This is a genomic window from Prevotella jejuni, assembly GCF_900187995.1.
GTDB classification, from domain to species: Bacteria; Bacteroidota; Bacteroidia; order Bacteroidales; family Bacteroidaceae; genus Prevotella; species Prevotella jejuni.
In genome coordinates this window covers 30486-54529 of record NZ_FZNZ01000002.1, presented here as the reverse complement: position 1 = coordinate 54529, position 24044 = coordinate 30486, and the positions used below count along the sequence as shown (strand labels likewise).

At 43.9% G+C, this 24044-nt stretch carries 18 protein-coding genes; 14 read left to right on the top strand and 4 right to left on the bottom strand.

The window, feature by feature from the left end; translation table 11 throughout:
* The first annotated feature begins 50 nt into the window (after nt 1-50).
* The 4 genes from CHB62_RS00860 to CHB62_RS00845 all read left to right on the top strand — a co-directional run bounded on the left by CHB62_RS00860 (nt 51) and on the right by CHB62_RS00845 (nt 5922).
* A complete protein-coding gene (locus CHB62_RS00860; protein ID WP_009010978.1) occupies nt 51-1214 on the top strand; it encodes an MFS transporter in 1164 nt (387 codons plus the stop codon).
* 7 nt (nt 1215-1221) lie between these two features.
* Entirely contained in the window at nt 1222-2103 is an 882-nt protein-coding gene (locus CHB62_RS00855) for a carbohydrate kinase family protein (RefSeq protein WP_089365297.1), read from the top strand.
* Nucleotides 2104-2670: 567 nt separating this feature from the next.
* Nucleotides 2671-4215, top strand: a complete 1545-nt coding sequence (locus CHB62_RS00850) for an arylsulfatase (protein WP_089365296.1) — start codon at nt 2671-2673, stop codon at nt 4213-4215.
* Nucleotides 4216-4242: 27 nt separating this feature from the next.
* Nucleotides 4243-5922 carry a sulfatase family protein gene (locus CHB62_RS00845; RefSeq protein WP_176414827.1) on the top strand — a complete coding sequence of 560 codons (1680 nt, stop codon included), beginning with the start codon at nt 4243-4245 and terminating at the stop codon, nt 5920-5922.
* A 258-nt stretch (nt 5923-6180) separates the two neighbouring features.
* On the opposite strand, the gene CHB62_RS00840 is transcribed toward CHB62_RS00845, so the two are convergent.
* A complete protein-coding gene (locus CHB62_RS00840) occupies nt 6181-7005 on the bottom strand; it encodes an alpha/beta hydrolase (RefSeq protein WP_089365295.1) in 825 nt (274 codons plus the stop codon).
* 327 nt (nt 7006-7332) lie between these two features.
* Here CHB62_RS00840 and CHB62_RS00835 point away from each other — a divergent pair, with 327 nt between their 5' ends.
* From CHB62_RS00835 to CHB62_RS00790, 10 genes are all read left to right on the top strand, one after another.
* The gene (locus tag CHB62_RS00835) at nt 7333-7869 is read left to right on the top strand and encodes an NUDIX domain-containing protein (protein WP_009010973.1); all 537 of its coding nucleotides are present in this window, start codon (nt 7333-7335) and stop codon (nt 7867-7869) included.
* A 78-nt stretch (nt 7870-7947) separates the two neighbouring features.
* Nucleotides 7948-10284, top strand: a complete 2337-nt coding sequence (gene topA / locus CHB62_RS00830; RefSeq protein WP_089365294.1) for a type I DNA topoisomerase — start codon at nt 7948-7950, stop codon at nt 10282-10284.
* Nucleotides 10285-10378: 94 nt separating this feature from the next.
* A complete protein-coding gene (locus CHB62_RS00825; protein WP_089365293.1) occupies nt 10379-10951 on the top strand; it encodes a shikimate kinase in 573 nt (190 codons plus the stop codon).
* Nucleotides 10952-11042: 91 nt separating this feature from the next.
* Complete coding sequence (gene speA, locus CHB62_RS00820) at nt 11043-12935, top strand: biosynthetic arginine decarboxylase (RefSeq protein ID WP_089365292.1); 1893 nt, start codon at nt 11043-11045, stop codon at nt 12933-12935.
* Between the two features lie 488 nt (nt 12936-13423).
* Entirely contained in the window at nt 13424-13936 is a 513-nt protein-coding gene (locus CHB62_RS00815; RefSeq protein ID WP_089365291.1) for a GFO_1088 family ECF-type sigma factor, read from the top strand.
* The gene (locus tag CHB62_RS00810) at nt 13926-14405 is read left to right on the top strand and encodes a PG0215 family putative anti-sigma factor (protein WP_089365290.1); all 480 of its coding nucleotides are present in this window, start codon (nt 13926-13928) and stop codon (nt 14403-14405) included. Before CHB62_RS00815 ends, CHB62_RS00810 begins: the two co-directional genes overlap by 11 nt.
* A gap of 693 nt (nt 14406-15098) precedes the next feature.
* Complete coding sequence (locus CHB62_RS00805; RefSeq protein ID WP_089365373.1) at nt 15099-16373, top strand: glycosyltransferase family 4 protein; 1275 nt, start codon at nt 15099-15101, stop codon at nt 16371-16373.
* Complete coding sequence (locus tag CHB62_RS00800) at nt 16370-17149, top strand: glycosyltransferase family 2 protein (RefSeq protein WP_089365289.1); 780 nt, start codon at nt 16370-16372, stop codon at nt 17147-17149. Before CHB62_RS00805 ends, CHB62_RS00800 begins: the two co-directional genes overlap by 4 nt.
* Nucleotides 17150-17309: 160 nt before the next feature.
* Nucleotides 17310-17753, top strand: coding sequence for a hypothetical protein (locus tag CHB62_RS00795; RefSeq protein ID WP_167386052.1), 444 nt, complete (start codon nt 17310-17312; stop codon nt 17751-17753).
* A 414-nt stretch (nt 17754-18167) separates the two neighbouring features.
* Nucleotides 18168-19385, top strand: a complete 1218-nt coding sequence (locus tag CHB62_RS00790) for an anaerobic sulfatase-maturation protein (protein WP_089365287.1) — start codon at nt 18168-18170, stop codon at nt 19383-19385.
* Between the two features lie 133 nt (nt 19386-19518).
* Here CHB62_RS00790 and CHB62_RS00785 read toward each other — a convergent pair whose 3' ends face one another.
* The 3 genes from CHB62_RS00785 to CHB62_RS00775 form a co-directional block, all read right to left on the bottom strand.
* A complete protein-coding gene (locus CHB62_RS00785) occupies nt 19519-20523 on the bottom strand; it encodes a peptidoglycan DD-metalloendopeptidase family protein (RefSeq protein ID WP_089365286.1) in 1005 nt (334 codons plus the stop codon).
* 274 nt (nt 20524-20797) lie between these two features.
* On the bottom strand, nt 20798-22894 hold the full coding sequence (gene recG, locus CHB62_RS00780) for an ATP-dependent DNA helicase RecG (RefSeq protein WP_089365285.1): 2097 nt from the start codon (nt 22892-22894) through the stop codon (nt 20798-20800).
* Nucleotides 22895-23342: 448 nt separating this feature from the next.
* Entirely contained in the window at nt 23343-24029 is a 687-nt protein-coding gene (locus tag CHB62_RS00775) for a 2-C-methyl-D-erythritol 4-phosphate cytidylyltransferase (protein ID WP_089365284.1), read from the bottom strand.
* Nucleotides 24030-24044: the final 15 nt, after the last annotated feature.

Genomic DNA, 24044 nt, shown 5'->3' with positions numbered 1-24044 from the left:
GCAAGTATAATTAAAATAATAGAACTACACAAACTAAAAATTTAAAGATTATGTCAAAGACCAATAAACTCGCACTACTGCCCGTAATGCTATGCTTCTTTGCGATGGGCTTTGTCGACTTGGTGGGTATTGCCTCCAATTATGTGAAGAACGACTTACAACTGTCTGACTCCACAGCCAATGTCTTTCCGTCTCTTGTCTTCTTCTGGTTCCTCATCTTCTCAGTGCCGACGGGGATGTTGATGAACAAGATTGGGCGCAAGAAGACAGTTCTGCTCAGTCTCATCGTCACCTTGTTCTCATTGCTACTCCCCATCTTTGGCGAGTCATACGGGCTTATGCTCGTGTCGTTCTCACTCCTTGGAATAGGCAATGCACTGATGCAAACCTCGTTGAATCCGCTTGTTTCTACCGTTATGAAGGGTGGAAACCTCGCTTCAACCCTCACCTTCGGACAGTTTGTAAAGGCTATCGCCTCCTTCATGGCACCCTATCTTGCCATGTGGGGAGCGCAAGCCAGCATCCCAGCCTTTGGTCTTGGATGGCGTGTCCTATTCCCTATTTATCTTGTAATAGGCGTTCTTACCACTCTCTTGCTCTTCTCAACTCCTATCAAGGAAGAGCCTATTGAAGGTAAGGCAAGTTCTTTCATACAATGTTTAAGCCTATTGGGTAAACCAATCGTATTGCTTAGCTTCCTTGGAATCATGTGCCATGTAGGAATCGATGTAGGTACTAATACCACTGCACCAAAGATACTTATGGAGCGATTCAACATGACTCTGAATGATGCAGCATTTGCTACTTCACTCTACTTCATCTTTCGCACGCTTGGATGTCTTACTGGTTCATTCTTCTTGCGAGTAATGAATAATAAGCTGTTCTTCGCCATTTCGGTATTGATGATGGCTGCGGCTATGGTCTGGTTGGGCGTTGGAACACGTGTTGGAGCAGTATATGTAGCCATCGCACTTGTCGGTTATGGCAATAGCAATATATTCTCTATGGTATTCGCCAGAGCCCTTCAGAGTGTGCCTGACAAGCAGAACGAAGTAAGCGGACTGATGATAATGGGACTCTTTGGAGGTACGATCTTCCCGCTCTTCATGGGCTTTGCAAGCGATGCAATGGCGCAACAGCTCGGTGCTGTAATCGTCATGGCAGTGGGCGTACTCTACCTCTTTACTTATATACCAAGAATGAACAATAAATAATACGGATATGAAACAGTTAATCGTTGGCCTCGGAGAGGCATTGTGGGATTGTCTTCCTGAAGGAAGAAAGCTCGGTGGTGCACCAGCAAACTTTGCTTATCACACAGGACAGTTTGGCCATGAATCATTGGCCATTAGTGCTGTTGGTAATGACGCCTTAGGTAAGGAAACACTCGATGAGTTCGATAAAAAGGGTGTAAACTACCTTATGCCCGAGGTGGATTATCAGACAGGAACGGTACAGGTAGAACTCGATAGCGAAGGAATACCTACCTACGATATCAAAGAGGGGGTAGCTTGGGACAACATTCCCTTTACGCCTGAGATAGAAGAAGCTGCCAAGAACTGTCGTGCAGTATGCTTTGGTTCACTCGCACAGCGTAGTAGTGTAAGTCGTCAGACAATACAGAAATTCCTTGAGACAACACCCAAAGACTGTCTAAAGATATTCGATATCAACCTTCGACAGAACTTCTATTCAAAGGAGGTCATCACGTCCTCGCTTCAACATGCTAATATTCTTAAGATTAATGATGAGGAACTTGTGACCATCGGTCGCCTCTTTGGCTATCCAGGTCTTGATATAGAGAACAAGTGTTGGCTCATCTTAGGGAAGTACAACCTCGATATGCTTGTGCTAACCTGCGGTGTTAATGGCTCTTATGTGTTTGCTCCAAGACACAAGTCGTTCTATGAGACGCCACAAGTAGAGGTTGCCGATACTGTTGGCGCTGGTGATTCCTTCACAGGGGCATTTACTTCTGCCCTCCTTGCAGGCATGCCTATCACCGAAGCTCACAAGTTAGCGGTGGAAGTTAGTGCGTATGTCTGCACGCAGAATGGTGCTATGCCAAAGCTACCAAAGGAACTGTTGGATAGAATTAAGTAGGCTTATCCTTGTCTCTAAACCCAACACTATTTCCGAGTGAGGTAATGACTCTTTCTTGTGCTTACCTCATGAGCTAAAGTAATAAGGATCTTTCTATAAAATAGTAAGTCCGAATTGATTGAGTAAAGTATAACTTTTCTCGATTAATTCGGGCTTTTTTGTATGTTTATCTTCCTACTTTTAGCGAGCAAATTATCCTATTCTCTTCTATGCACTCCTCTTCTCTCTGAATTATTTTCATGAAGAAAAATATTTCCGCTCACGTAAATAAATCTTTTTCTTCATGAAAATAATTCGGAGAGGGGCGTGAGTTGGTGGTGATAATCAACTTAAATAGAGTATAAAAGAGTTGCTACAATTGTTTTGAAAATGGCAGAGACAGGTGTTAAAGATAACGCAATAGAAAGTAAAAGATGTTTTTGTAGGCGCTTGTAGTTACTTTGTTTGATTTACCAAGTTAGTGTTTGTCAATTCGTTTTTTTTATGTAAGTTTGTATGCTCATTAGAGTTTTACAGAACCTAAGGCTAAGTATAAGGAAAAGAAAATACCTAAGTATAATATTAATTATGAGTCTGAATCTAACAAAAACATTTCTGCCTATAGCAATATTGGCTTGTGGACAAGCAGAAGCAGTGGCACAGAGAAAACAACAAAAGCCTAACATTATATATATTATGTGTGATGACATGGGCTATGGCGACCTTGGTTGCTATGGACAGAAGTATATCCTTACGCCGAATATCGACCGTATGGCAAAGGAGGGGATGCGCTTCACACAAGCTTATGCAGGTGCACCAGTGAGTGCTCCATCGCGTGCCTGCTTTATGACAGGACAACATTCTGGACATACGGAGGTGCGTGGAAATAAAGAGTATTGGGCTCCGAGCAAACCTATCTACTATGGGAAAAACCGCGATTTCAGCGTTGTTGGGCAACATCCTTACGACCCAGAACATGTCATCCTACCTGAAATCATGAAAGACAATGGCTATCGGACGGGTATGTTCGGTAAGTGGGCTGGTGGCTACGAGGGGTCGGTCTCTACGCCTGACAAGCGTGGGGTAGATGATTTCTATGGTTACATCTGTCAGTTCCAAGCCCATCTTTATTATCCTAACTTCCTCAATGAGTATAGTAGGGAGCGTGGTGATAGTGCGGTAAGACGTGTGGTGATGCAGAACAACATAGCCTATCCGATGTTTGGCGAGCAGTATGCACAGCGCAAAGACTACTCGGCCGACCTCATCCACCAGCACGCCTTGAACTGGCTGAAGCACCAACAAAAGGGTAAACCCTTCTTTGGTGTGTTCACTTATACGCTTCCTCATGCCGAGTTGACACAACCCAACGACTCGCTTGTGGCCTTTTATAAGAAGAAGTTCTTTGAGGATAAGACGTGGGGAGGGCAAGAAGGCTCACGTTATAACGCCGTCGAGCATACCCATGCGCAGTTTGCTGCGATGATAAGTCGCCTCGATGCGTATGTAGGAGAAATTCTTCGTACATTGGACGAACAGGGACTTGCCGACAACACACTCGTCATCTTCACCAGTGATAATGGTCCTCATGAGGAGGGTGGGGCTGACCCAGCCTTCTTCAATCGTGATGGGAAACTACGAGGACTTAAACGACAGTGTTACGAAGGAGGTATCCGTATTCCATTCATTGCCCGTTGGAAAGGACATATTAAGGAAGGAGTGACCAACGACTTGCCGTTTGCGTTCTACGACCTCATGCCTACCTTCTGTGATGTGGCCGGTGTACGCAATTTTCAAAAACGCTATACAAATAAGAAGAAGACTGTCGATTATTTCGATGGAATCTCTATTTATCCTACCTTGATGAGCGATGAAAAGGCACAAAAACAGCATACGCACCTCTATTGGGAGTTTGCTGAGACCAATCAGATAGGTGTCCGTATGGGAGATTGGAAGCTCATTGTTATCCGTGGTGTACCACATCTTTACAACCTTGCGACCGACCTTCACGAAGATAAAGACGTGGCACAAGCATATCCAGAGATAGTCGACGAGATGGTGAAGATTATCTATCAGGAGCATGTTGACAATCCGCTATTCCCAATAACAATGCCGATGAAAAGGCAGAAATAAGACAGATACAACTAAAAACCATTCTATATGAATCAGAACATCGCAAAGGTAATCTTGCCATTGGCGGCACTGTCGTGTGCCCAAGGTAGGATGCTTGCACAGGATACGGCACGTCCTAACATCCTTTACATTATGTGTGACGACCATGCTATGCAGGCTATCAGTGCATACGGTAGTCCTATTTCGAAGTTAGCACCTACCCCGAACATAGACCGTTTGGCCAAGCGAGGTATGCTTTTCCGCAACTGCTTTGTTGAAAACTCACTCTCAACGCCAAGTAGAGCTTGCTTGATGACAGGACTCTACAGCCATCAAAACGGACAAAGACAGTTGGCTGAGGGTATCGACACGACCAAGACTTTCTTCCCAGAACTGCTGCAGAAAGCTGGTTACGAGACGGGTATCGTAGGCAAATGGCACATGATGTGTAGGCCGAAGGGCTTTGACTACTATCATATCCTTGATGGTCAGGGCAAATACTATAACCCAACTTTTTGCAAGACGGGTAACTATGGTAAGTATGAACAGGAGATGGGGTATGCCACTTCGCTGACGACAAAGCATGCGATAGAGTTCCTTGACAATCGTGAGAAGGACAAACCGTTCTGCTTGTTGGTACATCATAAGGCTCCACATCGCAGCTGGTTTGCTGAACCAAAGCATATCGGGATGTATGATGGGGTAGACTTCCCACTGCCTAAAACCTTCTGGGACAATTATGATGACCGTGGGTCGGCAGCAAGAACACAGAAGATGAATATAGAGAAGGATATGGAGTTAATCTTAGACTTTAAGATACCAGAACTCCTCGATACGTCGGATGTGGAGAGTATGGCGTCATACGCTGGTCTGATGGGCGAACTTGGACGTATGACAGCAGCGCAGAGAATGGCCTGGGATAAGTACTATATGCCAAGAAACCGCCGTTTCATCGAGGCAAAACTGTCGGGAAAAGAACTCGCTGTATGGAAGTATCAGAATTATATTCGTGACTATATGGCTGTCATAGCTTCGGTAGATGAGAGCGTTGGTCAGCTGTTAGATTACCTTAAGGCACATGATTTGGATAAGAATACAGTGGTTATCTATACCTCTGATCAGGGCTTTTATATGGGCGAACATGGATGGTTTGATAAGCGTTTCATGTATGAGGAGTCTTTACACACACCACTTATTATTAGTTATCCAGGTCATGTAAAAGAGGGAGTGGAGAACGCTGACATGGTACAGAACATCGACTTTGCTCCTACTTTCCTTGCTTTTGCAGGGGTGAAACAGCCTAAGGAGATGACTGGTAGACCACTGCAGCCGTTGCTTGCAGGCCAGAAATCAAAGGACTGGCGCAAGGACTTGTATTATCACTACTATGATTATCCTACTTATCATCTTGTTCGTAAACACGATGGTGTACGTAATGAGCGTTATAAACTTATCTATTTCTATGGTAAGGGTGGTATGCGTGCCGTGGAGGAGAATAAGTATCAGAAGATACCGGGTACGAGTGAGTATAATTGCTTGAAGTATTTGAATGCTACAAACTACTTCAATGACGATCCTGACGTGAGTTATTATGAACTTTACGACCTGCAGAGTGACCCTGATGAATTGCATAATATCTATGGTAAGAAAGGTACGGAGAAGGTCACAAAGCAGTTGATGAAACGGTTGAACGACTATCGTAAGGAGTTGAAAGTCGATGAATACTAAACTTCTGTATTGTAGACTATTTGGGACGTAAGGGACTTCACAAAAGGAGTCTGCCAACGATAACCATCGTGTTGGGGTTTTATAATATGCGTGACAGATATTAGTATATCGAGCATCTATCCTATTCTGTAGGAAAAGATAGGGAAAGAAAAAGGGATACACAGACTGTGTATCCCTTTGTTATAGCGTAGGTAATCTGTTCAGATACCACAAAATCAAATAAAGTTTAACCCACTGAAGGGTAAGATTAGAACTTGCTTAGAAGCTCTTTAACCATGCCTTCAAGTCCATCATCATCTCCTCATGATAGCGGAAGCCTATCTTGCTGCCCCAACCATGACCACCACCAGGATAAACATGGAGTGAACCACGAACGTCGTTGCGGTATAACTCGGTGTAATAGTTTACTCCATTAGCTGGTGGAACAGTGTCATCGTCATCGCTGAGGGCAATGAAAGCGCGTGGAGTAACACGACTTACGTTCAAGTCAGCACTGTATTTCTTCTCGTCACGCTTGCTTGGGTTCTTACCAAGAAAGTTCATACGACTTCTGTCATGTCCGTAACCTTCCATCATAGTGATGACTGGATAGAAGAGAATCTGAAAGTTTGGCTTAGCCTCACCTTGACTTCTTGTAGCAATGGTTGCCGCAAGGTGGCCTCCTGCAGAGAAACCCATGATACCAACGTCGTTACGGTTAATCTTCCAACTTGTTGCATTCAAGCGTACAAGCTTCATAGCTTGTTCGGCATCAGAAACCGGTACCTCTGGCTGACCATGGGGCATACGATACTTCAATACGACGGCTGCAATACCCTGGTTCTGGAAGAACTCGCCCCAATCGTAGCCTTCTTTCTCCATGGAAAGGGTCTCGTAAGCACCACCAGGACAGATGACAATGGCACGGCCAGTAGCCTGTTTCTCAGCTGGAAGGAACACACGTACCTTTGCAGAGTCGCTTTCGTCACCGTTATTGTAGGGTGGCCTACCATTATAGAGTTTAATGTCAAAGACGCTCTGAGCAGACATTGTCATCGTAGCAGTAGTCAACCCAATTACGAGAAAAAGTTTTCTTAAATTCATTACTATACTCTGTTTATTTGTTTTGTTCGTTTATTCTCTCCCTTTCTATGCTGTTCTGCACGGTAGATGAGTTACAGCAAACAGCACGTTACAGTGAGTTGGAAGAGGAATAAAGCGTGTGATTTTGAACGTATAGATGCAAAGTTAACAAAAAGATACGATTTCAATAGTAGATGTTTAGAGTTTTTAGTATATTTGCAAGCAGAAATGATAAAAGGTGATAGGCGTAAACGAATTTTAAAGATTTCGTATTACTGTTAACAAATCCTTTTTGGCTCGTTGTTGAAAGAGTAACCTCAGTACATAAGAATAATATACAATCTCAATATGCACGTATTAGATAAGTTTCGATATTGCCCTGTTTGTGGAAGTAAACACTTTGTGGTACAGAATGAAAAAAGCAAACGTTGCGAGAGTTGTGGCTTTGAGTATTTCTTAAATCCAAGCTCTGCTGTTGCTGCGTTTATCCTCAATAAGGAAGGTGAACTGCTTGTAACACGTAGGAAATATGAGCCGGGTCGTGGCACGTTAGACCTTCCTGGTGGTTTCTGCGATATTGGTGAAACTATTGGCGAAGCATTGATACGTGAGGTGAAGGAGGAGACCAACCTCGATATTAAGGAAAAACACTACTTCTGTTCACTACCGAATAAGTATCGATACAGCGACTTTGATATCCCAACACTCGATGCCTTCTTTGTCTGTAAGGTGGTGGACGAGACGGCTCTTAAGGCTGCTGATGATGTGGAAGAGGCTATCTGGACGCCTTTGTCAGAGGTTCATACTGAGCAGTTTGGGCTCCGTTCTATCCGACAAGCACTCCATGATTTCCTGCAAAGAGAGCTCGAAAACTTAAAAAAGTAGAAATTTTGCCTATTATATAAGGTGTAAGCAAAAAGTTTAAGTACTTTTGCGTCCTTGAAAAAATGTACAAGATTGATTATGCAAGAAAACTTGGTAATAGTAGAGAGTCCGGCCAAAGCTAAGACAATTGAGAAGTTTCTCGGTAAAGACTATAAGGTGATGTCGTCTTATGGACATATCCGTGACTTAAAGAAAAAGGAACTTAGCATTGATCTCGACACGTTAACTCCTGACTACGAAATCCCTGATGAGAAGAAGAAAGTGGTCAGTGAACTGAAGAAGAGTGCTAAAGCTGCTGAGAAGATTTGGCTGGCTTCCGATGAAGACCGCGAGGGAGAAGCTATCAGTTGGCACCTTTGCGAAGTATTGGGATTGGATGAGGATAAGACAAATCGTATTGTTTTTCATGAGATTACCAAGCCTGCTATATTAAAGGCTATCGAGACTCCGCGTCGTTTGGATATGAATCTTGTGAACGCACAACAGGCTCGCCGTGTGCTTGATCGCCTTGTTGGCTTCCGCCTTTCGCCTGTGTTATGGCGCAAGGTTAAGCCTGCCTTGAGTGCAGGACGTGTTCAGAGTGTTGCTGTAAGACTGATAGTTGAACGCGAGCGTGAGATACAGAACTTTAATTCAGAGCCTTACTACCGTTTGAATGCAGTCTTTGCTGTTGAGGGCGAGGACGGCTCAAAGCATGAAGTGAAGGCCGAATTGAATAAAAGATTCAAGTCTCATGATGAGGCTTTAGCGTTCCTTGAGTTGTGTAAGACATCGACTTTTAAGGTATCATCGATTGCGAAGAAGCCTTTGAAACGTACTCCTGCTCCTCCTTTTACTACCTCTACACTACAACAGGAAGCCGCAAGAAAGCTCGGTTTCACCGTTAGTCAGACGATGATGGTAGCCCAACGACTCTATGAGGCAGGTCGTATCACTTATATGCGTACCGATAGTGTGAATCTCTCAGCACTGGCTATTAACACCTGTAAAGAAGAGATTGAACGTCTCTATGGCGCAGACTATGGTAAAGTAAGGAAATATCAGACACATAGCAAAGGTGCTCAAGAAGCGCACGAGGCTATTCGTCCTACTTATATCGATAATATTTCGATTGATGGAACCAGTCAGGAAAAGCGCTTGTATGACCTTATCTGGAAGCGTACCATTGCCTCTCAGATGGCTGATGCACAGATAGAGAAGACTACTGTAAATATCTCGCTTGAATCAGAAGAAGGTCAAAGTACCACTGATTTACAGTTCGTTGCCAATGGAGAGGTTGTTGCTTTTGAGGGTTTCTTAAAGGTATATCATGAGTCAACTGACGATGAAGAGAATAGCGAGGACTACTCTCATGCGCTCCCAGTGATGCATGAAGGCGAAGCATTAGAGCGTCGTGAGATAACCTCAACAGAGCGTTACTCTCAAGGACCTAACCGTTATACTGAAGCAAGCCTTGTACGTAAACTGGAAGAGCTCGGTATCGGGCGCCCATCTACATACGCTCCAACCATCTCGACCATACAGCAACGTGAATACGTGCAGAAGGGCGATCGCAAGGGTGAAGAGCGTAAGTATGCTGTTGACTCATTGTTGGGCTTGAAGATAACATCCAAGACTAAGAAGGAGATGGCTGGTGCTGATAAAGGTAAGTTAATCCCTACCGACATCGGTATTGTGGTCAATGACTTCCTTATGGAGAACTTCCCTGAGATTATGGACTATAACTTTACGGCTAAAGTAGAGCAGGAGTTCGATAAGATAGCAGAGGGGAAAGCAGAGTGGAATAAGGAGATGAAGACCTTCTATCAAGGGTTTGAGCCAGAGGTGGAGAAGGTGATGAATGCCCGCTCTGAGCATAAGGCTGGTGAAAGAGAACTGGGTGTTGACCCTAAGTCAGGCAAGCCAGTGTTTGTAAAGATTGGTCGTTTCGGTCCTGTGGTACAGATAGGTAGTGCCGATGATGAGGACAAACCACGCTTCTCTCAACTCCCTTCTGATAAGAGTATGGAGACGATTACACTTGATGAGGCTTTGGAACTCTTTAAGTTACCACGTAACCTTGGACAGTTTGAAGGGACAGATGTCGTGATTGGCGCTGGTCGTTTTGGACCATACGTACTGCATGATAAGAAGTACACCTCGCTTCCTAAGGAGGAAGACCCACTCACGATTAGCCTCGATGCTGCCATCAATCTTATCCAGAAGAAACGTCTGCAGGATGCACAACGTCACTTAAAGACCTTTGAGGAAGACGCCAAGATGGAGGTGATGAATGGTCGTTACGGTCCTTATATTGCGTATGATGGTAAGAACTACCGCATGCCTAAGGCGCTTCATGACAAGGCTGCAGAACTTACATACGACCAGTGTATGGACATCGTAAGGAATGCGCCGGAGCCTAAACGTAAGAAGTAAAGGACTTTATGCTCACCAATTAGAGGAAGGAGTGTGTTCACCTTGTGGCTTAATCATCGTTAACTATAAGGTGGATAATAGATAAAACGTGAGTATGACAGCACATACAATGGATTACAAACCACTCCGCATTATCCTAATAGGATATATGGGAGCTGGGAAGACGACCGTTGGTAGGGCTTTATCAAAGGAATTGAATATGCCTTTCTATGACTTAGACTGGTATATCTCTAACCGTATGCGCAAGACGCTAAAGCAGCTCTTTGATGAGAAGGGCGAGGATGGCTTTCGTCTTATTGAGCGGGCTATGCTCCACGAAGTGGCCGAGTTTGAGAATGTTATCATCTCTTGTGGCGGTGGAACTCCTTGTTTCTTTGATAATATGGAATATATGAACGAACAGGGCGAAACCGTCTATTTGAGGGCGGAGACAGATGTCCTTCATAAGCACCTACTGATGGGAAAGTCTGTCCGACCGCTTCTACTCAATAAAACAGAGGATGAAGTCAACCAGTTTATAGCTGAGCATCTGGCCGAGCGGGAGGTTTTCTACACAAAAGCAAAGCATATCCTTGACGTGAGTCTGATGGATAGTTACGATAAGATACACGTCTCGGTTAGTCAGCTTTGTAAGCTTCTAAAGTTGGAAAAGGCTGATAATCAGTAGTAGGATGGCTGATACTCATTAATAAAACGTAAGTTTTTCAAGACAAGCAATTGATTAAATCAAGATTACATATAGGGACAGAAGAATAGAAATGAAAAAGTGGACGATTGAAGATTCTCAAGAGTTGTACAACATCTCAGGGTGGGGTACATCTTACTTTGGTATTAACGACGCAGGTGATGTGTACGTAACGCCTTGTAAGGACAATACACAAATTGACTTACGTGACGTTATGGACGAGCTTGCCCTGCGTGATGTGACACCTCCAGTGTTGCTTCGTTTCCCCGACATCCTCGATAATCGTATCGAGAAAACATCCTCTTGTTTTGAGAAGGCAAGGAAGGAATACGATTTCAAAGGCGAGAACTTCATCATCTATCCTATCAAGGTCAACCAGATGCAACCTGTGGTTGAGGAGATTATCTCCCACGGACGTAAGTTTAACTTGGGTTTGGAAGCTGGTTCTAAGCCTGAGTTACATGCGGTGATAGCCGTACAGTGCCAGAGTGACTCGCTCATTGTCTGCAATGGATATAAGGACCAGAGCTATATCGAATTAGCCTTGTTGGCCCAAAAGATGGGTAAGCGTATCTTTATTGTAGTGGAGAAACTGAACGAGATAGAGCTTATCGCACGTGCAGCAAAGAAGCTGAACGTTAAGCCAAACCTTGGTATTCGTATCAAACTGGCGTCCAGTGGCTCTGGTAAATGGGCTGATAGTGGTGGCGACGCATCTAAGTTCGGCCTTACTTCCTCTGAACTTCTGCAGGCGTTAGAGACGCTTGATAGTAAGGGGTTGCACGATTGTTTGCACCTTATCCACTTCCATATCGGTTCGCAAATAACGAAGATTCGTCGTATTCAGACGGCCCTCAATGAGGCAGCACAGTATTATGTGAATCTTAGAAAGATGGGGTATAACGTTGACTTCGTTGACTGTGGCGGTGGTTTAGGCGTCGACTACGATGGTACTCGTTCTGCAAGTAGTGAGAGCTCTGTCAACTATAGTATTCAAGAGTACGTCAACGACTGTGTCTACACCTTTGTGGATGCAGCCAATAAGAACAATATTCCACATCCAAATATTATCACTGAGAGTGGTAGAAGTCTTTCTGCTCATCACTCTGTCCTCGTGATTGACGTCCTTGAGACGGCTTCTCTACCAGAGATGTCAGAGGATTTTGAGGCCAAGGATACCGACCATCAGTTGGTGAAAGACCTCTATGATATATGGGATAACCTCGATTCTCGTAATATGTTGGAGGATTGGCACGATGCCGAACAGATACGTGAGGAGGCGTTAGAGCTGTTCTCTCACGGCTTGGTCGACCTCAAGACGCGTGCAGAGATAGAAGCGATGTATTGGAGCGTATGCCATGAAATCAACAATCTGGCAAAGAATATGAAGCATGTACCAGACGAGTTGCGTAATATGGATAAGCTTCTTGCCGACAAATACTTCTGTAACTTCTCGCTCTTCCAGTCTCTTCCAGATAGCTGGGCGATTGACCAGCTCTTCCCTGTAATGCCTATCCAACGACTGAATGAGCGTCCTTCGCGCAATGCAACATTACAGGATATCACCTGCGATAGCGATGGTAAGATTTCAAACTTCGTCGCTATGGGCCGTAGCAGTCATGTTCTTCCTATCCACCCCTTAAAGAAGAACGAGCCTTATTACCTCGGTGTCTTCCTCGTTGGAGCCTATCAAGAGATATTGGGCGACATGCATAATCTCTTTGGAGATACCAATGCAGTGCATGTTTCAGTAAAGGATGGCATCTATCATATCGATCAGATCTTCGATGGAGAGACGGTTGAAGAGGTATTGGAGTATGTTCAGTACAATCCTAAGAAGCTTGTTCGTCAACTTGAAATATGGGTGACAAAGAGCGTAAAGCAAGGTAAGATATCACTTGAAGAGGGAAAAGAGTTCTTGAGTAACTATCGCAGTGGACTCTACGGCTACACCTATTTGGAGTAGAAACTTATTCCCCTTCTGTGTCAATAGTAAACTGTTGATAGAGAAGGGGAATTTCTTTGACGGGGTGTAAGATGTGTGCTGCGGACTAAGGTCACATGAGAAGCGGTTGAGAATACGCCTAATACATCCCCAAGTCACGGATAGAGAGATTATAAAAGAGGTTGTTTTTATTAATCATTAAGTAGTTCTATTATATAGTAAAACTTCTTCTATTGATATAGAAAGCCTCCCCTTGCGAATTTCTTTTCATGAAAAAAAATATTTATTGTCATGAAGAAAAATATTTTTTATCATGAAAAAAAATATTTCTCCTCGTGAAGATAATTCAGAGTTGAGGAACTTCTTACAGAGTAAAAATCAAGTTCAATAGCTGTATAAAGCAGCGTAATGATAATAGTTAGCATCTTAATGAAAGTTAAATAACGGCATTTTTGCCCCCAAGCATGTAACTTTCCCCCATAGTTAAACGTCATTTAAGCAGAGAGAAGATGAAGAAAGTCAGTTTCCGTAACGATGTGTTGCCGTTGAAGAACGAGCTTTTTCGACTTGCACTCCGTATCACGCTCAACAGAGCTGAGGCTGAGGACATCGTTCAGGACACACTGATAAAGGTTTGGAACCGCCGATTTGAGTGGGAGAACATCGAGTCCATCGAAGCATTCAGCCTCACTGTATGTCGGAATCTGTCGCTCGACCGCATCAAGAAGAAGGAGAATACGAATGATTCCTTAGAAGATGTGAAGGTAGCGGAGCCTCTTTCCTCATCTAATCCACAAGACCGTATGATCGCAGAGGACAAGATTAATCTTGTAAAGCAGATTGTTGACGGCCTTCCAGAGAAGCAACGAAGCTGCATACAGCTAAGAGATTTTGAAGGAAAGACGTACAAAGAGATTGCTGAAATACTCGAGATTACTGAAGAACAAGTAAAGATTAACATCTTCAGAGCACGCCAGACGGTCAAACAAAGGTATTTGAAATTAGATAATTATGGATTATAAGTACATCGAACAACTATTAGAACGCTACTGGAAATGTGAGACTTCGCTCCAAGAGGAGGAAATCTTGCGTATGTTCTTCTCACAGGAGGACATCCCAGCGACGCTGCTACCTTATCGTGACCTGTTCGTTTATGAGCAGAGCGAGAAGGAGATAGAGGTCTTGGGCGATGACTTTGACCAAAGAGTCCTTAGACAAATACAGGAGGACGAACCAGTAAGAGCACGCGTGATAACCATGCGTCATCGGCTTATGCCACTCTTCAAGGCTGCTGCTGTGGTAGCTATCTTCCTCACGTTAGGCAATGCGATGCAGGTTGCTGTGTCTGATGAGGATGCTCATCAGGTAAAGACAAGTGGTGCGTCTATCGATAAACCGCAGGAAGGACCATCAGTTGCTAAGGCCGACTCAGTGCTGAGTGACACCCTTCAACACAAGATACAGCCCCCTGTGTCAACGATTACAAAGTAGACAATTTCTATGCTTTCTCTATATAAATAATCATTTTAAGTAAAACAACTCGAGGCTGAGAAGTCTCAATTCTCTCAAATTTTTCATAACATACTAACGTAGAAGAGCCGATACTCATTGCGAGTGTCGGCTCTTCTCTCTTTTGTTCTTGGTGCTTAAAGGGGTAGAGCTTAGACCTTTGAATACTTATCTTTTAAAGTCTTTAAGGCATAAGCTCTGTACTGACAGACGCAAGCTAAGTTGGTAAAGTTCAGTGCCTAACGGCCTTATAACAATGGTCAAGGGTGAAAGGTAGCTTCTCAAAGTAGCATAATAAGGTGTAACTATACAAAAAAACGCCGAGACTCTCAACGAGCTTCGGCGCTATCAGTATGTTTAACTAAGAAATCTTTTCTCAATGAAAGGGAACCTCACGGTTGCCTTTGTCATCCAGATTAATCGTTAAACTTTTACCTTAATAAAATAACTAAAAACCTAAATCTATTACTACTAACCTAAACAATCTATTAACCTTTTGACGATGCAAAGGTAGAAGGTTTTCGTCTCTTGTGCAACTGTTCGATGGTCTTTTATATTAAAAACGACCTTTTCTTGATTCATGTCAACTCTTTGTGTGCGCAAACAATCAATATTTAGCTACTTTTCTTGGCTTTTTCTTGGTTTTCTTGTAACTTTGCTGCAAAGGAAAAGTTAATGAGAATTCTGATTGTAAATACCAGTGAGAAAACGGGTGGGGCTGCTGTTGCAGCCAACCGACTCAAAGATGCTCTGAATAACAACGGAGTTAAGGCAAAGATGTTAGTACGAGATAAACTGACAGATGACATCACTGTGGTCAGTCTTGGGCATGAATGGCATAACCAATGGAACTTGTTATGGGAGCGTTTCTGCGTATATTGGAACCTTAACTTCTCTCGGAACCAACTCTTTGAGATAGACTTAGCAAACACCGGAACGGACATTACGAAGCTGCGTGAGTTCAAGGAGGCTGACATCATACACTTGTCTTGGATTAATCAGGGCATGCTCTCGCTGAAAGGTATCCGTAAGATTCTTGATAGTGGGAAGCCTGTCGTGTGGACAATGCATGATATTTGGCCCGCCACAGGCATTTGTCATATTACATTAAACTGTCTTCGTTATCAGTCAGCATGTGGTAATTGTCGCTTGTTACCCAATGGTGGCTCTACAAACGACCTATCTCATCGGGTCTTAGAACGTAAGAAGAAGATGCTTGAAGGACGTAACGTCATGTTTGTTACATGTAGCAAGTGGCTTGAGAAAGAGGCACGCAAGAGTGCTATCCTCGCTGGTCAACAGGTGCGTTCTATCCCTAATCCCATTGATACACACGTTTTCCATCCTGCCGATAGCAAGCAGGCTCGTATCAAGACAGGGCTCCCTTTGAATAAAAAGATTATCCTTTTCGCTTCACAACGAGTAACGAATGTGAATAAGGGTATCTCTTATCTTGTCGAAGCATGCCATCAATTGGCTACGAAATACCCAGAGATGGTGGACAACACTGCCGTGGCTATACTCGGAGGACATGCAGAGGATTTAAGAGAAGAGTTCGACTTCGAGGTCTGTGAGTTGGGTTATGTCAATGACACCCAACAGATAGTTGATGTCTATAATGCCTGTGATGTGTTTGTCTTACCATCCTTGTCAGAGAACCTTCCTAATACTATTATGGAGGCAATGGCATGTGGTGTACCTTCGATAGGGTTTAAGGTTGGAGGCATACCAGAGATGATAGACCATCGTGTAAATGGTTATGTCGCTGCAGAACGCAGTGCAGACGACCTCGCAAGGGGTATCCGTTGGATACTTGATGAAGCCGATTATGCAGCTCTTTCAGAGGCTTCAGTGGGGAAAGTTCTGCGTTGTTATTCGCAGAGAAGTGTAGCTATGCGATATCTTGAAGTATATAATGAGGCGCTTGCCTATAAGAATTTCCGATTATGATCACATTTTCTATAGTCACAATAACCTATAATGCGGCCTCTGTTCTGGCACCGACACTTGACAGCGTGCTCATGCAGAACTATCCACATGTGGAACATATCATCATTGATGGGGCGTCAACAGACGACACTGTTGCCATTGCTAAGGCTTATCAGCAGCGTTCTGATGAGGCTGAGAATGAGCATATAGTACGCATACAAAGCGAACCTGACGATGGACTCTACGACGCTATGAACAAGGGACTACAGCAGGCAACAGGCGATTATATTGTCTTTCTCAATGCTGGCGACCGTTTCCCAAAGGCTGACACATTAGACAAAGTGGTCCTTGCTGCGGTTGTTGGTGATGGAGAGGAGCATCCCGCTGTCCTTTATGGTGATACTGACATCATTGATGAGAAGGGTAATTTCCTTTGTCATCGTAGGCTTAGTCCGTCCGAGAGGCTTACGTGGCGTTCGTTCCGTTATGGTATGTTGGTTTGCCATCAGGCGTTTTATGCTCGTTTGGATATAGCTCGCTCGTTGCTCTTCGATACCAGTTATCGTTATTCAGCAGACGTTGATTGGTGCATCCGGGTCATGAAGGAGGGCGAACGTCAGCATCTCCTCTTGCGCAATATACATGCTGTAGTGGCCGATTATGTGCAGGAAGGGCAGACAACTCTTCATCATAAAGAGTCGCTTCGAGAGCGTTTTCATGTGATGTGTAAGCACTATGGCTTGATACAGACGCTTTTCCTACATGCTTGGTTTGTAGTGCGAAGTGTCATAAAATAGGATAAACAGGGTGGCTTAAAGGCCCTTAATACGTCCTATTGATTGTTAAGGGCTACAATTTCCATGCTGTTCCTTCGTTTTATACACAGATTGTATTTATTGAGAGGATAAGCCAAAGAAGGACTTTGAGCGTCCCTCTCAACGACTAAAACTTACGATTATGAAAAGAATTAGGATTAAGATGTTAGTTGCTCTGTTGTTTTTATGCCTCTCGGCAACGGCCCAGACAGAGTATAGTGGTATTGCTGGAGCCTCTCCAAGGTTGGTGAGAGCAGCGAAGCAGGCTGCTAATAAGCAGGCTAATCATAGTAGTAAGCCAAGTACTACGGCTACTGCTTCGAAGCCCAAGACGGCAAATGAGGGTAAAGTGAATAGTAAGAACGATAACTATGCACCGCAGTCTAATAATAATGAGGGCGGTGAAACAGAGGTGAAAGAGGGCTTTAAGACGCTCTCACGTGGCGTGGGTAAGGTCTTTAAACGGGAAGCTAAGTCAGTAGGAGAAGTAACTCGTAGGATTGGCAATGGCGGTAAGAAGTTCTTTAAGAAGCTTGGTAAAGACATCTCAGACTCCTTTAAGCCAGACTCAACAACGACCAAGTAGTTGTCGTTTCATACTTTATAAAACGTGTTCCAAGGCTAAAACCATATATTATGGATAGTCTTGTAACACGTTTTTTTATGTCTATACGGTATGATTAACAGCCCTTTGCGCATGCTAATCATGATGTTCTCGACTTATAATAGCGTCCTTCACAACTCTTCTTTACCCTCCTTAGCAGTTGGTCGGAGGCTTTGGACACCTTGTCCGGAGGCCTCGGACACTTTGTCCGGACGCTCCGGACAGGTAGAGTAGAGCCTTCTATCGACTGTAATCTATGGTAGGATAGGGTTGAGATCACTTGTTGTTAGAAAGGAGTTTAGGCTCGAATAGACTGAAAAGAACCTCATCTGTCATCTGTAATGTTTTGTCATTAGTAAATAATTAGCTACCTTTGTTGCCCGAAACAAGATTATTATGAATACCATAGTTCCCTTTAGTCATCCCATGTATATCATGCTTAAGCCTGCTGGTTCGCTTTGTAACCTGCGGTGTAAGTACTGTTATTACTTGGAGAAGAGTAAGCTATATGACGATAATAAGAACCATGTGATAACTGATGCATTGCTTGAGAAATTCATTAAAGAATACATCGAGGCACAGACAACACCGCAAGTTCTCTTCACATGGCATGGTGGTGAGACTCTTATGCGGCCTATCTCTTTCTATCGTCGAGCCTTAGAACTGCAGCGATATTACGCTCGTGGGCGTCAGATAGACAATAGTATTCAGACGAATGGCATACTCTTAAACGACGAGTGGTGCCGCTTCTTCAAGGAAAACAACTTCCTTGTCGGGGTGTCAATAGATGGTCCACAGGAGTTCCATGACGAGTATAGGCGTACAGCAACGGGCAAACCGTCCTTTAGACAAGTGATGAAAGGTATCGACTTATTAAATAAGTACGGTGTAGAATGGAATGCGCTTGCTGTTGTCAATGACTTTAATGCAGACTATCCGTTGGACTTCTATCACTTCTTCAAGGATATTGGCTGTCGTTATATACAGTTTACACCTATCGTAGAGCGTATTGTTAAGCGTACAGACGGGCTGACCTTAGCCCCTGGAATGCAGGAAGGAGGCGAGCTAACAGACTTCTCTGTAACGGCCGAACAATGGGGTTCTTTCCTCTGTACCATCTTCGATGAGTGGGTACATCACGATGTTGGCGAGTATTACATACAGCTCTTCGATGCCACTCTGGCTAATTGGGTTGGGGTCGCACCAGGTATCTGTACGATGGCAAAAGAGTGTGGTCATGCTGGTGTAATGGAGTATAATGGTGACGTCTACTCGTGTGATCACTTCGTTTACCCAGAACATAAACTTGGGAACTTGGCGTCTAAAACCATCTATGAGATGATGAACAGCGACCGACAAAAGGAGTTCTCAAAGATGAAGTATAGGTTACTTCCGCAACAGTGTAGGGAGTGTAAGTATCAGTTTGCATGTCATGGAGAGTGCCCTAAGAACCGTTTTATACGTGATAAGTACGGCAACACGGGCCTTAACTACCTCTGTAAAGGGTATTATCAGTTCTTCGAACATGTTGCGCCTTACATGGACTTTATGAAAAACGAGCTTGAGAACCAACGTCCACCAGCTAATGTAATGAACCAAGTGTTCGGTAAGTAGCTTCTTACTGAGCTTATAAGAGATGAATGTTTTCTTACTTCTGTTTTTGCGTTAACGGTAAGTAAGATATATAAACAGCAACAGCTCCGATAGACAATGTCCATCGGAGCTGTTTGTATAAGGTGTGGAGTGTTTACTTCGTAATCGATAGTAGTTGTCCTTCCGAGACTCTTGTAAATCTGCCTAAGCGGTTCTGACGACACAACTGTTCGATACTGATGCCATGTTGTTTGGCTATTGTCTCTAACGTTTCACCGTTGAGTACCTTGTGATAGAATATCTTTCCGTTATCAGATGTAGGCTCTGTACGTGGTGTATGATTAGAGAAATCAGTGTTGTAAGTCCTCTCTTGACGTGAACTATAGCTCTGACCGCCTTTGCCTTGAATGTTCTCACGAGAATAGCCAAGGCTTGATGATGTACCACGAGCAGCCGTTGCACGTTCTGACTCTTGTGCCACTGTATTGCGATGGAATACGTAGTAGTCGCCTGTTACGTCCTGATTAGCAAAGTCAAAGAAGAGTGCTGGATTTAAGGCAACACCAGCCAAGCGTGTCTCAAAGTGTAGGTGAGAACCTGTTGAGCGACCCGTATTACCACCTAAGCCGATAGGTTGGCCTGCACGAACAGTCTGGTTAGGAGATACGATTTGCTTAGAGAGGTGACCATAGATGGTTTCAAGACCATTATTATGGCGTATAACAACATACTTACCATATCCGTTAGCATCGTATTTCACTACACGAACCTTACCAGAAAAGGCTGCGCGAATAGTATCACCGATATATACCTTGATATCTAATCCTTGGTGGCGACGACCCCAGCGGCGGCCGAAGTTACTTGTGATAACACGACTTGGAGTAGGCATGTGGAAGCCACGTAAGTCTATCTTATAGACATCAGGGAGGTTACCTCCACGATGTGCATAGTTGTTATTCCAATCGTTGTAGAGTTCTGATGATGGTTCTTCAATCTCTTCAGCTTCGCGAAGACGGTTGATGACCATTGTGTCTAATGCTTTTGCACGGCGGTCGATAGGTGCCTGACGGGCAAGTAGGTCTTGGGCGTTTGCTGAGTTTGCTGTCAAAGTTAAGAGTGTTGTTAGTGCGAAAGTCCTAACTATTTTCTTAAAAGTCATAATCAAGTTATTTTATTTCTATACTCGGATGCCTTGCGGCACGGGACAGATTTTCATATCCCTTTCTATCGGTAAAGTCATTGAAGGACCTTAACAAGAAGGTAGCTTTTTACCGAAAGACTTCGCAAAGATAACGAAAAAATATAGAATAAATTGCAGTTTGCCCATTTTTTTAGCCTGTTTAACAAAGGAATACTACGTATTTTTGCCTGTACATGATTTATGTCAAGTCGCTAAAACAGGGCATTTGAGGCCTATTCGGGGGTGTTATTTTTTATGAAATAGCGGCCCAGTTAATATTAGACTTTCTTAACGCTTTGAGCCTCTCCCATAGTAGGTTATACTCTATCTTTTGGCAGGTTGGGTCGTCATCAATAATCTTCTGTGCTTCTTCTCTTGCCATTTGTACAATCTGACCATCACGAGCTATGTCGGCAATCTTGAGGTCGAAGGCGATACCACTTTGTTGTGTACCCTCCAAATCACCTGGTCCACGTAGCTTGAGGTCGGCCTCTGCTATCTCAAAACCATCATTTGTATCACACATAATATCAATGCGTTTTCGTGTCTCCTTTGTGAGCTTGTGGTTTGTGACAAGTATGCAATAGCTTTGGTCGGCCCCACGACCAACGCGGCCACGCAACTGATGGAGCTGAGACAGGCCGAAACGCTGAGCATCAAGGATAACCATAACACTTGCATTGGGCACGTTTACACCTACTTCTATCACTGTTGTAGCAACGAGAATCTGCGTTTGTCCACTGACAAACTTCTGCATCTCCACCTCTTTCTCCTTGTCTTTCATCTTTCCATGAATCTTACTTAGCTCGAACTCAGGGAAGACGTTGCGCATAAACTCAAACCCATCTTCAAGGTTCTTGAGGTCCATTCGCTCGCTTTCTTTGATGAGTGGATAGACAATATAGACTTGTCGGCCTAACTGTATCTGCTGTCTTATACCGCTATAAAGGCTTGCCATCTGGTCATCATACTTGTGGATCGTTTGTATAGGTTTACGTCCTGGTGGCAACTCGTCGATGATAGAGACGTCAAGGTCGCCATAGATGGTCATTGCAAGGGTACGGGGTATAGGCGTGGCAGTCATGACCAACACGTGAGGAGGGTTCTCGCTCTTGCTCCATAGCTTAGCTCGTTGCTCCACTCCAAAGCGGTGCTGTTCGTCAACGACAGCCATTCCAAGGTGGTGGAATTGCACTTTATCCTCAATGATAGCGTGTGTTCCTACGATAATATTTATTGATCCGTCCAAGAGACCATCCAATACTTCTTTCCGCTTCTTACCCTTCACGATACCTGTCAGCAGTTCTATGCGGAGGTTCATACCTTTAAGAAACTCCTTGATAGTCTGTAGGTGTTGCTCTGCCAGTATCTCCGTAGGGGCCATCATACATGCCTGATAACCGTTGTCAATGGCTATCAGCATAGACATCAGGGCAACGAGCGTCTTTCCAGAGCCTACATCACCTTGCAACAGACGGTTCATCTGTCGCCCACTTGCCATATCTGCGCGTATCTCACGCATCACTCTCTTCTGTGCACCAGTAAGTTCAAAGGGCAGGTTATGGGTGTAGAACCAATTAAACTGTGCTCCAATGCGATTGAAGATATAGCCTCGGTACTTGCGTCGATGGTCGCTGGCATAGCGTAGGATATTTAGTTGTACGTAGAAAAGCTCTTCGAACTTCAAGCGAACACGGGCACGCTGGGTGTCATCAACCGACTTTGGGTAATGAATCTTGCGCATGGCAGCATCCCGAGAGATAAGATGTAGATGCGAAGTGATGAAGGGTGGGAGTGTCTCTTCTAATGGTTCTGTGAGCTTACTGATAAGCATCTTCGTCATTCTCTCTACTGCACGTGAGGTGATACCGGCCTTCTTCATCCTCTCTGTTGTGATGTAGAAAGGCTGTAAACCCATGTCGTTGAGTTGCAGCTGACCCGCATCATCGATGTCAGGGTGCGTGAATTGGAACCTACCATTGAAGTAGTTAGGCTTCCCAAAGATGATGTACTCTTTGTTTATTTGATAGTTTTGATAGATATATTTTGTACCGTTAAACCACACAATATCAACTACTCCATGGCCATCGGTGACGTGTGCAACGATTCGTTTCTTGCGTTTCCCCATCTCAACCTCTTCGTAACTAAGGATCTTCCCTTTGATTTGTACGAATGGCATATCCTGTGAAAGCTCTGATATAAGATAAAGTTTTGTACGGTCAACATATTTGTATGGGAAGTATTCTAACAAATCTCTATAGGTATGAATACCAAGTTCTTTGCCCAGAATCTCCTTTCGGTGCGGTCCTACACCGGGTAAATACATTATGTCTTGCGATAGTATATCCATTCGTTTTACTCTGAATTGGGGTATTAGAATCCGTGTTTAGGATTCTTGATGTTTGTTTTTTCTATAGCAACCAACAATGGGTAAACTTATTAATCGGCCTCTCTGCGGGGGGATAAAGTCTTCTCTTTGGGTAGCGAGATGAGTGAATAAAACCGTTGTTCAGTCCTGGTTTTTATATAGTCCTTTGCTTGCTGCGAATTATTTTCATGACAAGAAATATTTTTTTTCACGACAAGAAATATTTTTTTTCATGATAATAATTTCTTTTTTTCATGAAGATAATTCGATGATAGGACCTTTCACACTTCTTACTCCCATATCCCTTGTCCTTTTATAATACTGTCTATTAGTATAAAACATCCTTCTTACGCCTCCACCCACTTGTCTTTTTCGTCCGTTAGTAGCCACTCTTCAATTTCTATCCGAGGTTATGAACATAGTATAACGCCTACAGCTCTAAAAGAACCTCAGCCACTTTCAAGTCGAACGGAGTAGTTATTTTAATGTTCTCACGATTGCCTTCCACCATTGTCACCACTTGTCCGAGTCGTTCGACAACGCTCGCATCATCGGTAAAATCGGCACTTTCTTCTTGTTCGTATGCTTTTTTGATAAGTTGGATATCAAAGACCTGTGGCGTTTGTACCGTCTTATAATCGCTACGCTGTACATTTCTTCCGCTTTGAGAGTCACCGATAAAACGCAAGGTGTCCGTAACGGGCAGCACTGGGATAACCGCTTTGGCTGTTTCTGCAGTATCGAAGCAGCGTGAGATGGTATCACAGGAGACGAAAGGACGCACTCCATCATGGATGGCAACAAGGCCAACAGCATCGGTAGGAATCATTGATATGCCGTTCTTACACGACTGAAAGCGACTTGCACCACCATCGGCCAACTGATAGTCCTCGTCGAAATGATACTGTTCGCACAACTCCTGCCAGTAAGCTTGTTGTGTTTTCGGTAGGACGAGGATAACCTTTAGGTCCTTGTCGTAGGCATGGAAGCGGCTAATGGTGTGCATGAGGACAGGCTTTCCACCCACAGGAAGAAACTGTTTAGGGATGTCTGCCCCCATTCGCAAACCCTTTCCGCCAGCGACGATGATGGCATATTTTGACGTAATATGAGCCACTGTTCTACGCTATAA

What these genes read in the sequence shown, in the direction of transcription:
- CHB62_RS00815 (WP_089365291.1), top strand. Translation starts at nt 13,424, where the DNA reads ATGAAGAAAGTCAGTTTCCGTAACGATGTGTTGCCGTTGAAGAACGAG.
- CHB62_RS00860 (WP_009010978.1), top strand. Translation starts at nt 51, where the DNA reads ATGTCAAAGACCAATAAACTCGCACTACTGCCCGTAATGCTATGCTTC.
- CHB62_RS00825 (WP_089365293.1), top strand. Translation starts at nt 10,379, where the DNA reads ATGACAGCACATACAATGGATTACAAACCACTCCGCATTATCCTAATA.
- recG (WP_089365285.1), bottom strand. Translation starts at nt 22,894, where the DNA reads ATGGATATACTATCGCAAGACATAATGTATTTACCCGGTGTAGGACCG.
- CHB62_RS00855 (WP_089365297.1), top strand. Translation starts at nt 1,222, where the DNA reads ATGAAACAGTTAATCGTTGGCCTCGGAGAGGCATTGTGGGATTGTCTT.
- CHB62_RS00845 (WP_176414827.1), top strand. Translation starts at nt 4,243, where the DNA reads ATGAATCAGAACATCGCAAAGGTAATCTTGCCATTGGCGGCACTGTCG.
- CHB62_RS00805 (WP_089365373.1), top strand. Translation starts at nt 15,099, where the DNA reads ATGAGAATTCTGATTGTAAATACCAGTGAGAAAACGGGTGGGGCTGCT.
- CHB62_RS00785 (WP_089365286.1), bottom strand. Translation starts at nt 20,523, where the DNA reads ATGACTTTTAAGAAAATAGTTAGGACTTTCGCACTAACAACACTCTTA.
- CHB62_RS00850 (WP_089365296.1), top strand. Translation starts at nt 2,671, where the DNA reads ATGAGTCTGAATCTAACAAAAACATTTCTGCCTATAGCAATATTGGCT.
- CHB62_RS00840 (WP_089365295.1), bottom strand. Translation starts at nt 7,005, where the DNA reads ATGAATTTAAGAAAACTTTTTCTCGTAATTGGGTTGACTACTGCTACG.
- CHB62_RS00790 (WP_089365287.1), top strand. Translation starts at nt 18,168, where the DNA reads ATGAATACCATAGTTCCCTTTAGTCATCCCATGTATATCATGCTTAAG.
- CHB62_RS00795 (WP_167386052.1), top strand. Translation starts at nt 17,310, where the DNA reads ATGAAAAGAATTAGGATTAAGATGTTAGTTGCTCTGTTGTTTTTATGC.
- CHB62_RS00810 (WP_089365290.1), top strand. Translation starts at nt 13,926, where the DNA reads ATGGATTATAAGTACATCGAACAACTATTAGAACGCTACTGGAAATGT.
- CHB62_RS00800 (WP_089365289.1), top strand. Translation starts at nt 16,370, where the DNA reads ATGATCACATTTTCTATAGTCACAATAACCTATAATGCGGCCTCTGTT.
- CHB62_RS00835 (WP_009010973.1), top strand. Translation starts at nt 7,333, where the DNA reads ATGCACGTATTAGATAAGTTTCGATATTGCCCTGTTTGTGGAAGTAAA.
- topA (WP_089365294.1), top strand. Translation starts at nt 7,948, where the DNA reads ATGCAAGAAAACTTGGTAATAGTAGAGAGTCCGGCCAAAGCTAAGACA.
- speA (WP_089365292.1), top strand. Translation starts at nt 11,043, where the DNA reads ATGAAAAAGTGGACGATTGAAGATTCTCAAGAGTTGTACAACATCTCA.